This is a genomic window from Pikeienuella sp., from assembly GCF_046290545.1.
Classification (GTDB): domain Bacteria; phylum Pseudomonadota; class Alphaproteobacteria; order Rhodobacterales; family Rhodobacteraceae; genus Pikeienuella.
The window spans coordinates 1-12,612 of the sequence record NZ_JBKAGV010000004.1 but is presented as its reverse complement, the minus strand read 5'-3'; the positions used below and the strand labels follow the sequence as shown (position 1 = coordinate 12,612).

12 protein-coding genes are annotated in these 12,612 nt (G+C 68.6%); 10 read left to right on the top strand and 2 right to left on the bottom strand.

What is annotated here, in order from left to right:
* Positions 1–2 precede the first annotated feature (2 nt).
* Positions 3–701 carry a response regulator transcription factor gene (locus ACE37J_RS00920; protein ID WP_409705589.1) on the bottom strand — a complete coding sequence of 233 codons (699 nt, stop codon included), beginning with the start codon at positions 699–701 and terminating at the stop codon, positions 3–5.
* A 266-nt stretch (positions 702–967) separates the two neighbouring features.
* Here ACE37J_RS00920 and ACE37J_RS00915 point away from each other — a divergent pair, with 266 nt between their 5' ends.
* From ACE37J_RS00915 to ACE37J_RS00875, 9 genes are all read left to right on the top strand, one after another.
* On the top strand, positions 968–2,596 hold the full coding sequence (locus tag ACE37J_RS00915) for a phosphoenolpyruvate carboxykinase (protein ID WP_409705586.1): 1,629 nt from the start codon (positions 968–970) through the stop codon (positions 2,594–2,596).
* 5 nt (positions 2,597–2,601) lie between these two features.
* Positions 2,602–3,306: a DUF429 domain-containing protein gene (locus tag ACE37J_RS00910; RefSeq protein ID WP_409705583.1), complete on the top strand. Its 705-nt coding sequence runs from the start codon at positions 2,602–2,604 to the stop codon at positions 3,304–3,306.
* 41 nt (positions 3,307–3,347) lie between these two features.
* Complete coding sequence (locus tag ACE37J_RS00905; protein WP_409705580.1) at positions 3,348–4,280, top strand: hypothetical protein; 933 nt, start codon at positions 3,348–3,350, stop codon at positions 4,278–4,280.
* Between the two features lie 36 nt (positions 4,281–4,316).
* On the top strand, positions 4,317–5,831 hold the full coding sequence (locus ACE37J_RS00900) for a gamma-glutamyltransferase (RefSeq protein ID WP_409705577.1): 1,515 nt from the start codon (positions 4,317–4,319) through the stop codon (positions 5,829–5,831).
* 146 nt (positions 5,832–5,977) lie between these two features.
* Positions 5,978–7,651, top strand: coding sequence for an acyl-CoA dehydrogenase family protein (locus tag ACE37J_RS00895; RefSeq protein ID WP_409705574.1), 1,674 nt, complete (start codon positions 5,978–5,980; stop codon positions 7,649–7,651).
* A gap of 67 nt (positions 7,652–7,718) precedes the next feature.
* A complete protein-coding gene (locus ACE37J_RS00890; protein WP_409705571.1) occupies positions 7,719–7,868 on the top strand; it encodes a hypothetical protein in 150 nt (49 codons plus the stop codon).
* 41 nt (positions 7,869–7,909) lie between these two features.
* Positions 7,910–9,103, top strand: coding sequence for an alpha/beta fold hydrolase (locus ACE37J_RS00885; RefSeq protein ID WP_409705568.1), 1,194 nt, complete (start codon positions 7,910–7,912; stop codon positions 9,101–9,103).
* Positions 9,104–9,191: 88 nt separating this feature from the next.
* Positions 9,192–10,364, top strand: a complete 1,173-nt coding sequence (locus ACE37J_RS00880; RefSeq protein WP_409705565.1) for an acetyl-CoA C-acetyltransferase — start codon at positions 9,192–9,194, stop codon at positions 10,362–10,364.
* Between the two features lie 102 nt (positions 10,365–10,466).
* On the top strand, positions 10,467–11,189 hold the full coding sequence (locus ACE37J_RS00875; RefSeq protein ID WP_409705562.1) for a beta-ketoacyl-ACP reductase: 723 nt from the start codon (positions 10,467–10,469) through the stop codon (positions 11,187–11,189).
* A 90-nt stretch (positions 11,190–11,279) separates the two neighbouring features.
* Here ACE37J_RS00875 and ACE37J_RS00870 read toward each other — a convergent pair whose 3' ends face one another.
* Positions 11,280–11,471, bottom strand: coding sequence for a hypothetical protein (locus tag ACE37J_RS00870; RefSeq protein WP_409705559.1), 192 nt, complete (start codon positions 11,469–11,471; stop codon positions 11,280–11,282).
* Positions 11,472–11,590: 119 nt separating this feature from the next.
* Between ACE37J_RS00870 and gcvA the strand changes: the two genes are divergently transcribed.
* Positions 11,591–12,553: a transcriptional regulator GcvA gene (gcvA, locus tag ACE37J_RS00865; RefSeq protein WP_409705556.1), complete on the top strand. Its 963-nt coding sequence runs from the start codon at positions 11,591–11,593 to the stop codon at positions 12,551–12,553.
* Positions 12,554–12,612 lie beyond the last annotated feature (59 nt).

Genomic DNA, 12,612 nt, shown 5'->3' with positions numbered 1-12,612 from the left:
GCTCAGACCTCCTTGTAGCGGTAACCGACGCCGTACAGCGTCTCGATCGAGGAGAATTCGTCGTCCACCGCGCGGAACTTCTTCCTCACGCGCTTGATGTGGCTGTCTATGGTCCGGTCGTCGACATAGACTTGGTCGTCGTAGGCGGCGTCCATCAGCTGGTCCCGGCTCTTCACGAAACCGGGACGCTGCGCGAGCGCCTGGAGGATCAGGAACTCCGTCACAGTCAGGACGACGGGCTTGCCGCCCCAGGAGCAGGCATGGCGGAGCGGGTCCATCACGAGCCGCCCGCGGATGAGCACCTTGTCCGCCTCGGCGCGTTCGGCGCCGTCATCCTGCGCCTCGCGGCGGCGGAGCACCGCGCGGATACGCTCGATGAGCAGACGTTGCGAGAAGGGTTTGCGAACGTAGTCGTCAGCACCCATGCGCAGGCCGAGCACCTCGTCGATCTCCTCGTCCTTCGAGGTGAGGAAGATCACCGGCAGGTCGGAATTCTGACGCAGGCGGCGGAGCAGCTCCATCCCGTCCATCCGCGGCATCTTGATGTCGAGCACGGCCATGTCCGGCGCGCTTTGTGTCATCGCGGCCAGCGCCGAGGCTCCATCCGTGTAGGTGCGGACCTCGTAACCCTCGTTCTCGAGCGCCATCTGAACGGAGGTCAGGATGTTCCGATCATCGTCCACCAGCGCTATCACCGGCATGCCATCCCTCCCCGCGTGATCAACTTAACATCGTCAATACAAGCGCAGGGGCGCCGCCGCAATGCGTCGGGCTCCTGCGCCAATCCTTCGCACATCGCGGGCTTCGCTCCTGTCATCGTTCTGATATAGGACGCTCAAGCAAGAATGTTGCGCGAATCACCGGCGGAGCCTCCCGGCCCGCACCGTCGGCGGCGCGGTTCTTTTAAGCCGGGGCATCAGGGCGGGGCGGCGTGGGCCTCCCGTCGAAGAAGAGGGAACGCGCCGTCATGGACACGGGTCCGAAACCGACCATCGTCACAGGCGTCCACAATCCGGACGCCCCGCTTGAAGCCCTTGGCGCAGGCGGCTTCTCCGCCGTCCACTACAACCTGCTCGAACCGGCGCTGATGCAGCATGCCGTCGCGCGCGGCGAGGGGGAGATCGGCCAGGGCGGAGCCCTTCTGACGACGACCGGAAAGCACACGGGCCGCTCCCCGAAGGACAAGTTCGTCGTCGACGAGCCCTCGGTGAAGGACGCGATCTGGTGGGAGAACAACCCACCTATGGCGAGGGAGGCTTTCGCCAGACTAAAGGCGGACATGTTCAGCCACATGGCGGGCCGCGACTATTTCGTTCAGGACCTCTTCGCCGGGGCTGACCCGGCCCACCGGCTCAACGTCCGCATGGTGACGGAGCTGGCGTGGCACGCGCTCTTCATCCGCCACCTCCTCCGCCGGCCGGAACAGGCGGAGCTCGCCGGCTTCCTGCCCGGCTTCACCGTGGTGAACTGCCCCTCCTTCCTTGCGGACCCGTCAAAGCATGGCTGCCGCTCAGAGACGGTGATCGCGATCTCCTTCGAGGAGAAACTCGTCTTGATCGGCGGGACGTCCTATGCCGGCGAGAACAAGAAGTCGGTCTTCACACTCCTCAACTTCCTCCTGCCGGCGAAGGGCGTGATGCCGATGCACTGCTCGGCCAACCACGCGCCGGGCAAGCCGGAGGAGACGGCCGTGTTCTTCGGCCTCTCCGGCACCGGCAAGACGACGCTTTCCGCCGACCCGTCCCGCACGCTGATCGGGGATGACGAGCATGGCTGGTCGGACGAAGGGACGTTCAACTTCGAAGGCGGCTGCTACGCCAAGACGATCTCGCTAAGCCCCGAGGCGGAGCCCGAGATCTACGCCACGACCTCGCGCTTCGCGACGGTGATCGAGAACATGGTCTACGATCCCTACACCAAGGCGCTGGATTTCGAGGACTCGAGCCTGACGCAGAACATGCGCTGCGCCTATCCGCTCCCCTATATCTCCAATGCCTCCACGACAGGCCGCGGCGGCGCGCCAAAGAACGTGGTGATGCTGACCTGCGACGCATTCGGCGTGCTTCCGCCCATCGCGCGCCTGACGCCGGCGCAGGCGATGTATCACTTCCTATCGGGCTTCACGTCCAAGGTGGCGGGCACCGAAAAGGGCGTGACTGAACCGCAGCCGACCTTCTCCACCTGCTTCGGCGCGCCCTTCATGCCGCGCCGGCCCGAAGTCTATGGCGCATTGCTGCGCGACCGGATCGCGAGCGAGGGCTCGCGTTGCTGGCTCGTGAACACCGGCTGGACCGGGGGCGCCCACGGCGAGGGCTCTCGTATGCCGATCAGGGCCACGCGCGCGCTCCTGTCAGCCGCGCTCGACGGCTCGCTCAACAAGGTCGAGTTCCGGACGGACCCGAATTTCGGTTTCGAGGTGCCGATCTCCGTGCCCGGCGTCGCCGACGTCATCCTCGACCCGCGGCGCACCTGGGCGGACAAGGCCGCTTATGACGCTCAGGCGAAGAAGCTGGTCGAGATGTTCGTCGCCAACTTCACACAGTACGAACCGCATGTCGGCGGCGACGTGAAAGCCGCGGCGCCCAAAGCGGCCTGAAACCGGTGAAGGCCGTCGGCGCGGATGGATGCCGCGCCGGCTGGCTGGCTGTTGAGGCTGGCGGCGGCGCGGCGATTTTCCCGCGCCTCGCCGAACTCCTCTGTGCTTTCCCCCTTGCAATGATCATCGTCGACACGCCCATCGGCCTGCCCGGCGGCTGGACCGAGCGGCGAGAGACGGACGCCGCCGCGCGGGCCATGCTCTCTTCGCGCAACCGGGCCGGATGGCGCGGCGTAGGCTCCCGCGTCTTTCCGGCCCCGCCGCGCCCGGCGCTCGCGCTCTGGAGGGCGGGCGCGGACCATGGGACAGTGAACCGGGCGTCGGAAGGGCCTCGCTTATCCGTCCAGAGCTTCAACATCCTCGACAAGATCGACGATGCGGACAGGACGGCGACCCCGGAGATCCAGGATCGTCTCTGCGAGGGACACCCCGAGATCGCCTTCGCCCTTGCCGCGGGGGAGACGCTGGCGCCGAAAAAGCGCCCGGAGGGGCGCGCGGCGCGGCGCGAGCTTCTTTCCCGCCTCGGCTACGATCCTTCCTCGCTCGGCCTCACGCTCGGCCCTCGAACAGGCCGCTGGGGAGAAGACGACCTCCTTGACGCCTGCATCCTCGCCCATGTCGCCCGCCGCCGGATAGCGGGAGACGCGATCCGTCTGCCTGAAGAGCCGGGGCGAGACGCGCGGGACCTTCGGATGGAGATCTGGGCCTAGGACTTCGCTGAATTGTCGTCATGTCGCGCTAGCCTCGCTGGATGCGTCGCGCCGCCGCTTTCGCCGCCCTTCTCTTCGCCGCGCCCGCCGCCGCGGAACCGATCTCGTTCATCGCCATCGGCGACATGCCGAACGGCGATCCGGAGATCGTCCTGCCGGCCTATGAAGCGCTGATCGACGTGATCAACGCCCGCGATCCGGCGCTCGTCATCCATGTCGGCGACGTGAAGGCCGTCGCCGCGCCATGCTCCGACGAGGCGTTGCGGGAACAAGCGGCCTTGCTCGGCAGAATCGCCGCGCCTGTGCTCTTCACGCCGGGAGACAACGACTGGACGGATTGCCATCTGGAGGCGGCAGGAGCGCATGACCCGCGGGAGCGGCTGGCTTTCCTGCGCGCCGCCTTCTTCGGAGAAGGGAGGTGGAGCCGCCGGGCGGAGCCCGAACCGCTCGAACGCCAGGCGAAGGCCGGTTTTCCGGAGAATACACGGCTGCGCCCCGGCCCGATCCTGTTCGTGACGCTGCATGTCGTCGGCTCGAACAACGGGTTCGAGAGCCGGAATCCCGAAGCGGTCGCCGAATTCTTCGCGCGGGAGGCGGCGGCGCTCGCCTGGCTGGAGGAGAGCTTCGCCGTCGCGGGCGATGCGGCGGCGGTTGTCGTCGCGCTTCACGCAGACATGTTCGCGGAGGGGTTCGAACCCTTTCCGCGCGAGCGATGGCAAGGCGGCTCTGGCTTTGCAAGGATCGGCCCCGCGCTCCGAGACGCCGCGCTCGCCTACGGCAAGCCGGTCTTGCTGATCCACGGGGACGGGCACGTCTTCGGACTGGATAGACCGCTCCGGCGGACCGCGCCGAACCTCTTCGCGCTCGAGGTATTCGGGGCCCCGGACATGCATGGGGTTGAAATCACGGCGGACCCGGCGCGGCGCGAAGTCTTCTCCTTCGCGCCGATCCTCAACCCGGCGCAGCCGCGCTGACTTGACGGAGGGGCCGCCGGGGCCTACCCGCCGCGCATGACAGGTCGTCCCCGCTTCGCCGTCGCCGCAGGCGCGCGCCCCGTCGCGGAGGCGGCGGCGGAAATCCTTCGCGCGGGCGGCAACGCGGCGGACGCTGCGATCTGCGGCGCCCTCGTCGCCTGCGTGGCCGAGCCGGCATTAGCCTCGCTCTATGGCGGCGGCTTCCTGATGGTGCGGGAGCCTTCAGGGAAGGTCGGCCTCCTCGACTTCTTCGTGGAGACGCCGCGGCGCAAGGCGGCTTTCGGAGAGGTCGATCTGCGCGAGGTCGCGGCCGATTTCGGCGCGGCGCGGCAAGTCTTCCATATCGGAGCCGGCGCCGTGGCGACCCCGGGCGTTCCGCGGGGATTGGCGGAGGCGCATCGCCGGCTTGGCCGCGCGCCCTTCCGTGATCTGGCGGAGCCCGCGATCCGTATGGCGAAGGAGGGCGCCGCGCTCTCCGCCTTTCAGGCCGAAGTCCTGGCGATCATCGCGCCCATCGTCGCGGCGAGCCCCGCCGCCCTCGGAACCTTCGGAGACGGGACAGCGCCGCTGAAAGCCGGCGCTCCCTATCGAAACGAAAAGCTCGCCGACGTGCTGGAGGCATTCGCGCTGGAGGGGGACCGCTTCCTTCATGAGGGCGAGCCGGCGCAGGCGCTCGTCGGCATGGCGGGAACACACCTGACCGCGCTCGACCTCAGGCGCTACGAGGCGCGCTGGCGCGAACCGATGGAGGAGACGCGCAGGCGCTGGCGGCTTCGCCTCAACCCGCCGCCCGCGCTCGGCGGCGCGCTCGTCGCTTTCGCGCTCCGGCTGATGCGAGCGGAAGACGGGCCGGCGGAGACTGCGATGGCGCTGGAGGCGACGGCGCGGGCGCGGATCGAGGCGGCGCTCGACGGAGATGCGGCAGCGGGCGCTGCGCGGCTCCTCGCGCCCGATCTCGTCCGTCGCTACGAAGCGGAGCTGAGAGGCCGCCGCGCGGCGGTGGCGGGGACGACGCATGTTTCCGTCATCGACGGGGCGGGGATGGCGGCGGCGCTCACGCTCTCGAACGGGTCGGGTTCGGGCCTGATCGTTCCGGGGTCCGGGATCATGCCGAACAACATGCTGGGAGAGGAAGATCTCGTCAGCGCGGCGCTTGAAGACTGGGAGCCGGGCGTGCGTCTCGCCTCCATGATGGCGCCGACGATCGCCACGCATTCGAGCGGCGCCGTAGTCGTCCTCGGCTCCGGCGGGTCGGCGCGCATCCGCAGCGCGCTGGCGCAAACGCTCTCGCACCTGATCGACCGGGAGATGCTCCTGGAGGACGCGGTCGCCGCGCCACGCCTCCATGCCGAACGGTGGCCGGAGGCCGATTTCGAGGACCGGATTGGGGAAGAGCCGCGCGCCCGGCTGCTCCGCGCCTTCCCGGAGGCGCGAGGCTGGGCGGCGGACTCGATGTTCTTCGGCGGAGTCCACGCAGCCCGGCGCGAGGCGAAGGGCGCCCTGGAGGCGGCTGCGGATCACCGGCGGGACGGCTGGGCAATCACCGGCTGAGGCGCTGCGCAACTATCTTGCCGCACCTGCGGCGAAACGGGTCATTTCCTTGCGCGCGCGTTGACGGCGCGCAGGTCGCGCTATACTCACCACGCAACCGCAAGAGATCGATTCCGCGCCGCAACAGGCGGCAAGAGGAGAGACAGATGAACCAGTCCGCGCTGAGCCGCCCCGAGGCGGCACCTTTCGACGCAGCCGTCCTGCTGTCGGAGGCGCTGCCCTCCGTCGAGGCGGCGCTGGAGGAAGGGCGCGCTGCGCTGCGCGCGAAGGTTTCCGCGGGCGCGCGCCTCTCCAACGCCGCGCTGGAGTCCGAGCAGCACGCCGCGCATTGCCTCGCCTGGATCGCGACCTATGCCGAGAGCCTCAGGCAGCTTTCCGGCTGGGCCGAACGTCTCGCGGCGGAAGGCGCATTCGGGGAAATGGAAGCGCTCCTCCTCGCGATCGGCGCCGGCGAATATCTCGCGCAGCTTCGTGGCGGCCTTCCGATGAGCCAGGGCGAGCTGGCGCGGCTTTCCGACATCGGCGCGAGCGCGGCGCGGCTCGCTACACCCGCCATCGACCGGCTCGTCGCCGAAGGCAACACGGATGCCAACCGTCGCCGCCTTGTCGATCTGATGATCGAGCGGAAGGGGGCCGCGACCTACGGCGCAACCGGGCTCGATGACGAGTTCGAGATGGTGCGGGAGCAGTTCCGCCGTTTCGCGGACGACAAGGTGCTGCCTCACGCCCATGAATGGCACCTGAAAGACGAGCTGATCCCGCTCGAGATCATCGCGGAGATGGCGGAGCTCGGCGTCTTCGGGCTCACGATCCCCGAGGAATATGGCGGCTTCGGCATGGGCAAGATGGCGATGTGCGTTGTCTCCGAGGAGCTTTCGCGCGGCTATATCGGCGTCGGCTCGCTCGGCACCCGCTCCGAGATTGCGGCGGAGCTGATCCTTTGCGGCGGAACGGAGGAGCAGAAGCGCGCATGGTTGCCGAAGATCGCTGCGGCGGAGATCCTCCCCACGGCCGTCTTCACCGAGCCGAACACCGGTTCCGACCTCGGCGCGCTCCGCACGCGTGCGGTCAAGGACGGCGACGAATACGTCGTGACCGGTAACAAGACCTGGATCACGCATGCCGCGCGGGCGGACGTGATGACCCTCCTCGCCCGCACCGATCCGGATACGAGCGACTATCGCGGCCTCTCCATGTTCCTGGCCGAGAAGCCGCGCGGGACGGACGAAGCGCCATTCCCCGCCGAAGGGATGACCGGCGGCGAGATCGAGGTGCTCGGATATCGCGGGATGAAGGAATACGAGATCGGCTTTGACGGCTTCCGCGTGAAGGCCGCCAACCTCCTCGGCGGGGAGGAGGGGCAGGGCTTCAAGCAGCTGATGAAAACCTTCGAGAGCGCCCGCATCCAGACCGCGGCGCGGGCTGTGGGGGTCGCGCAATCCGCGATGGAGATCGCGCTCGGCTATGCGCTGGAGCGCAAGCAGTTCGGCAAGCCGCTTGCGGCCTTTCCGCGCGTCTACGGCAAGCTTGCGATGATGGCCGCCGAGATCAACATCGCGAGGCAGATCACCTACTTCTCCGCGCGCGAGAAGGACGAGGAGCGGCGCTGCGACCTCGAGGCGGGCATGGCGAAGCTTCTTGCCGCGCGCATCGCCTGGGCGAACGCCGACAACGGCCTCCAGATCCATGGCGGGAACGGCTTCGCGCTTGAATATCCGATCTCCCGCATCCTCTGCGACGCGCGCATCCTTAACATCTTCGAGGGCGCGGCGGAGATTCAGGCGCAGGTGATCGCGCGCCGGCTGCTCGAAGGCAACTGAGCCTCCGGGCTCCGCCGGTCCGGTGATGTGATGGACGGCGCGCGCGCGCGCCGTTAATCATTGCGTCATGAGCGGGGAAGTCAGAGAGGCGGAGCGGCCGGAGGATTGGCCGGCGCGGCCCCTGCGCGAGGACGCAGCGGCCTTTCTCGATCTTTGGGAGCTTCAGGTCTCGGAACGCGCGCGGAACGGCCCGCCCCCGGGCGACGGCGCGGGGTGACCGCCGCGCGGCCCGACCGGCGGGGGCAGCCGGCCCCGTTGATGCTTCATCTTCTCTCCGCCGCCGAAATCTTCGAGAGCGGCGCGCGCCTTGCGCCGCTGGCCGACCATCCGCGCTTTCCTTGGGCCTTCGCGCCGGACGACGCGGCGCGGGGGCTGGCCGCTCGGGTCGCCGCGGCTCCGGAGGTGGAGATGGCGCTTGCGCTACGGCTTGAGGGTGCGGCGCGGCTCGAGGCGCTGCTGAAGGGCCTCCGCCTCTATCAGGAAAGCCCGGTGTTCCGCGATCTGGCCGACCCTCCTGCGATTTGGCGCGCGGGCGCCTCGCGGCTGCTCGATTTCGGCCCGCCTTCTGGCCGGCCTGTCCTCGTCGCGCCCTCGCTCATCAACCGCTGGCATATCCTCGATCTCGACCACGACGTCTCGCTGATGCGACATCTTGCGGCGGGCGGACTTCGGCCCCTGTTGCTGGACTGGGGCGAGCCCGGGCCGGAAGAGCATGGCTTCGACCTTTCAGCCTATGTCTCCGCCCGCCTCCTGCCGGCCCTCGAACAGGCGGCGGCGCTCGGCGGCGGGCGGGCCGCGATGCTCGGCTATTGCATGGGCGGCGCCCTCTCCATAGCCGCCGCGGGAATGCGACCGGGCTCCGTCTCCCGCCTCGCGCTGATCGGCGCGCCGTGGGATTTCAGCCACATGACGCCAATGCGCGGCGCGCTCGCCTCCCTCGGCGTCAGCGGGGAGCGGGCGCGGCTGGCGCAGATGATCAACGCGGTGGCGGCAGCCTTCGGAGCCGTGCCGGTGACGGCGCTCCAGGCCGTTTTCGCGCAGCTTGATCCCGGCCTCGCGGCGCGAAAGTTCCGCCGCTTCGCCGCAATGGAGCAGTCAGGCGAGGCGGCCCGTCGCTTCGTGCTGATCGAGGACTGGTTGAACGCCGGCCCGCCGCTTTCGGGGCCCGCGGCCAAGGCGGCGCTGATCGACTGGCATCTCGAAAATCTCACCATGCGCGGGCTCTGGCGCGTCGGCGATCATCTGGCGGACCCCGCCCGCCTTTCGCTCCCCGTGCTCGTCGCCGCGGCGACGGAAGACCGAATCACGCCCCCCGGCGCGACCGAGGCGGTCGCCCGCCTTGCGCCGGGCGCCGTGATGTTGCGCCCCCGGTCCGGCCATGTCGGCATGATCGTCGGTCAAATGGCCGAGAGCGGGCTCTGGCGACCGCTGGCGGACTTTCTTTCCGGTTGAACGTCCTGTATATGCTGCAACGCAGCATGATCGCAGACGCAGGGCGGAACCTGCGCCGACGCGGAAACGCAAGACAAGGGATCGCCTCATGACCAACGTCGTCATCGCCGCCGCCGCACGCACGCCCGTCGGCTCCTTCAACGGCTCCTTCGCCGACGTCCCCGCGCACGAGCTCGGCGTCGTGGCGATCAAGGCCGCGCTCGCCCGCGCCGGCGTCGAGGCGGCGGAGGTCTCCGAGACCATCCTCGGCCAGGTGCTGACCGCCGGCCAGGGACAGAACCCGGCGCGGCAGGCGCATATCAACGCCGGCCTACCCATTGAGGCGGCGGCGTGGTCGATCAACCAGGTTTGCGGCTCCGGCCTCCGCGCGGTCGCCATCGGCGCGCAGCACGTCCAGCTCGGCGACGCCGACATCGTGATCGCCGGGGGGCAGGAAAGCATGAGCCTTTCCCCCCATGTCGCGCATATGCGCGCGGGCACGAAGATGGGCGACGTGAAGTTCGTCGACTCGATGATAAAGGACGGGCTCTGGGACGCATTCCACGGCTATCACATGGGCCAGACGGCGGAGAACGTGGCCGAGAAATGGCAGATCGCCCGCGACGCGCAGGACGCGTTCGCCGTCGCCTCCCAGAACAAGGCAGAGGCTGCGCAGAAGGCCGGCAAGTTCGCGGACGAGATCGCCGCCGTCACGGTCAAGACACGCAAGGGCGAGACGGTTGTGGACGCCGACGAATACATCCGCCACGGCGCGACCATCGAAGCGATGCAGAAGCTCCGCCCCGCGTTCACGAAGGACGGTACGGTTACCGCGGCCAACGCCTCCGGCCTGAATGACGGCGCGGCGGCGACCGTGCTGATGACCGCCGCGGCGGCGGAAAGGCGCGGGATCGAGCCGCTCGCCCGCATCGTCTCCTACGCCACGGTCGGCCTCGACCCCACGATCATGGGCGCCGGGCCGATTTTCGCCTCGCGCAAGGCGCTGGAGAAGGCCGGCTGGAAGGCCGAGGATCTCGACCTCGTGGAGGCGAACGAGGCCTTCGCCGCGCAGGCCTGCGCCGTCAACAAGGACATGGGCTGGGACCCGGCCATCGTGAACGTGAACGGCGGCGCCATCGCCATCGGCCACCCGATCGGCGCCTCGGGCGCGCGTATCCTCAACACGCTCCTCTTCGAGATGAAGCGTCGCGGCGCGAAGAAGGGCCTCGCCACGCTCTGCATCGGCGGCGGCATGGGCGTCGCCATGTGCGTCGAGCGCTGAGCGAAGAGAGGCGCCGCCAGGCGGCGCCCCTCCCTTGCCAAGGCAAGATTCTTTCGCGACAACGTCGCGAAGCCTAACGAAATAACCCCAAGGAGGAACGATATGGGACGTGTGGCTCTGGTCACGGGTGGAACGCGCGGCATTGGCGCCGCAATCTCGACGCATCTGAAAGCGGAGGGCTATGCCGTCGCCGCCAACTACGCCGGCAATGACGAGGCCGCGGCGGCCTTCACGAAGGAAACAGGCATCCCGACCTTCAAGTGGTCCGTCGCCGACTACGAAGCCTGCAAGGCCGGCGTCGCCAAGGTAGAGGCCGCGCTCGGGCCGGTCGAGGTTCTGGTGAACAATGCCGGCATCACGCGGGACACGATGTTCCACCGGATGACGCCCGAACAGTGGAACGAGGTGATCGGGACCAACCTCAACGGCGTCTTCAACATGACGCACCAGGTCTGGAACGGGATGCGGGACCGGGGCTTCGGCCGCGTGATCCAGATCTCCTCGATCAACGGGCAGAAGGGCCAGATGGGCCAGGCGAACTATTCCGCCGCCAAGGCCGGCGACATCGGCTTCACCAAGGCCCTGGCGCAGGAAGGCGCAGCAAAGGGCATCACCGTCAACGTGATCTGCCCCGGCTATATCGGCACGGACATGGTGATGGCGGTGCCGGAGAAGGTGCGCGAGAGCATCATTGCCGGCATCCCTGTGGGCCGGCTCGGCGAGCCTGAGGAAATCGCGCGGTGCGTCGCCTTCCTCGCTTCCGACGCCGCCGGATTCGTCACAGGCTCGACGCTCACGGCGAATGGCGGACAATATCTGACATAAGCCCGACTATTGCGGGCTAGAAACCGGGGGCGGCGCCGAGGGCGCCGCCCCTTTCGCTTTCGCAGCGGGGAGAAGGCGCTGCAGAAGCGATCATTCGCCGGGGACGACGCGGCCTCGCGGGGCCTTTCCCGAAGGGCGGGCGGCGGAGACGAGGCGCCGCACCGCGCTTGCGATCATCCGCCCGGCTTCCCGGAACGCCTCGGCGCGCGCGCGGCGGCCTGCTGCGAGATGCAGGGCGAGGTCATAGTCATAAGCCTTGTTTCGGCGTTCGATCGTTTCCATGGTCCGCTCCTTCGATCCCGACCGGGATCATCCTTGATGAAGAGGGATGTAGGACCTACGTTGCATCGCAACAAACGAGTTCCATGCCGGGTTCGATTAAAATGGCCTTGTCTGACCGCATGCCGCCCCTCACCGCGCTCCGGGCCTTCGAGGCAGCCGCGCGGCATCTCTCCTTCGCCAAGGCGGCGGAGGAGCTCTACGTCACTCCCGCCGCGCTTTCCTACCAGATCAAGAGCCTCGAAACAGATCTGGGCGTGCCGCTCTTCCGCCGGCTGAACCGCGCGGTGGAGCTGACGGAGGCGGGGCGTCTGCTCGCGCCGGGGGTCTCCGACGGATTCAACGCGCTCAAGGCTGCGGTGCGGAACGTGAACCGCCTGCGCGAGGGGCGTGGACTCGTTCTCACGGCAGGCCCGGCCTTCACCGCGAAATGGCTCGCGCCGCGCATCTACCGGTTCGTGGAGCGTCGGCCCGACATCGAGCTCAGGCTCGTCGCTTCGCTGAAGAAGATGGACTTCGCGCGGGACGAGGTGGACGCCGCGATCCGCTTCACCCGGCAGGACGAAGAGCCCGGCTGCTATGTGGAGACGCTGGTGCACGAGCTTCTCACGCCGGTCTGCGCGCCGGCCCTCGCCGAGCGGCTGAAGAGCCCGGCCGACCTTGCCGAGACGCCGCTGATCCATGACGGCAGCTTCTCCCTCATGCAGAATCCGCCGGATTGGGGGGACTGGCTCCAGGCCGCCGGCGTTGAGATGGACTGGTCGCGCGGCGTTCGCTTCCCCAATGCGGATCAGACGCTTGAGGCGGCGGCCGGCGGCGGCGGCGTTGCGCTGGGGCGTCTCTCCCTCGCGAGCGGAGACCTCCGCTCCGGCCGGCTCGTAGCGCCCTTCGACCTCGCCATCGACACCGGCGCCCATTTCAACTTCGTCTGCCCTGCCGGCATGGAGCGGCGGCCCGACTACGCGGCGCTCCTGGCCTGGCTGCGGGACGAACTCGCGGAAGAAAGCGCGCGCGCGGAAGGGATGCGCGTGGTCCGGGACCTGACCCTGTATCTGGTCCAGTCCTCATGCGACCTTCCGGGCTAGTTTCAGTTGGTCGGCGAACTCGGTCGGCGTCAAGCCGCCGAGCGCTGAGTGGGGTCGGT

Coding starts and splice junctions, on each gene's coding strand:
- ACE37J_RS00920 (WP_409705589.1), bottom strand. CDS start 701: ATGCCGGTGATAGCGCTGGTGGACGATGATCGGAACATCCTGACCTCC.
- ACE37J_RS00870 (WP_409705559.1), bottom strand. CDS start 11,471: ATGGAAACGATCGAACGCCGAAACAAGGCTTATGACTATGACCTCGCC.
- ACE37J_RS00885 (WP_409705568.1), top strand. CDS start 7,910: ATGCTTCATCTTCTCTCCGCCGCCGAAATCTTCGAGAGCGGCGCGCGC.
- ACE37J_RS00895 (WP_409705574.1), top strand. CDS start 5,978: ATGAACCAGTCCGCGCTGAGCCGCCCCGAGGCGGCACCTTTCGACGCA.
- ACE37J_RS00900 (WP_409705577.1), top strand. CDS start 4,317: ATGACAGGTCGTCCCCGCTTCGCCGTCGCCGCAGGCGCGCGCCCCGTC.
- ACE37J_RS00915 (WP_409705586.1), top strand. CDS start 968: ATGGACACGGGTCCGAAACCGACCATCGTCACAGGCGTCCACAATCCG.
- ACE37J_RS00890 (WP_409705571.1), top strand. CDS start 7,719: ATGAGCGGGGAAGTCAGAGAGGCGGAGCGGCCGGAGGATTGGCCGGCG.
- ACE37J_RS00880 (WP_409705565.1), top strand. CDS start 9,192: ATGACCAACGTCGTCATCGCCGCCGCCGCACGCACGCCCGTCGGCTCC.
- ACE37J_RS00905 (WP_409705580.1), top strand. CDS start 3,348: ATGCGTCGCGCCGCCGCTTTCGCCGCCCTTCTCTTCGCCGCGCCCGCC.
- ACE37J_RS00875 (WP_409705562.1), top strand. CDS start 10,467: ATGGGACGTGTGGCTCTGGTCACGGGTGGAACGCGCGGCATTGGCGCC.
- gcvA (WP_409705556.1), top strand. CDS start 11,591: ATGCCGCCCCTCACCGCGCTCCGGGCCTTCGAGGCAGCCGCGCGGCAT.